Annotated in this window: 1 protein-coding gene; it reads right to left on the minus strand. The window is 37.9% G+C overall.

Annotation, left to right across the window (positions count from 1 at the left end; translation table 11 throughout):
• The coding region (locus tag AB4653_RS16380) for a hypothetical protein (protein ID WP_372104750.1) at positions 1 to 261 on the minus strand (261 nt) is incomplete at its 3' end.
• Positions 262 to 306 lie beyond the last annotated feature (45 nt).

Raw genomic sequence — 306 nt, forward strand, 5'->3', positions numbered from 1 at the left:
TTTCTTGAATCTCTTGGCGGTATTGACGGAATCAGATGCGTTGTCTTTAGTGATGTTTTGCGTTAAATAATAGTCAGCAATAACTCGCTGAGCTTTATACTGCTGAAGCATATAGGATAAAGCCTTCAAAGTGCTAGGCGAATGCACTTCACTTGTTTTTACATCATTAGACTGTAAATAGCTGATTAGTGATGAGTGTACACCTTGACCTCCATATGATGGTGGTTCATGTGCTAAAATCGTTAAAGCTGAATGGTACATAGAATAATAGCTTCTACTTACAATGTTGCGGTATTCAGACTCTGT

Origin of the sequence: Vibrio sp. 10N.222.48.A3 (assembly GCF_041475345.1) — a bacterium.
Lineage (GTDB): Bacteria > Pseudomonadota > Gammaproteobacteria > Enterobacterales > Vibrionaceae > Vibrio > Vibrio tasmaniensis_A.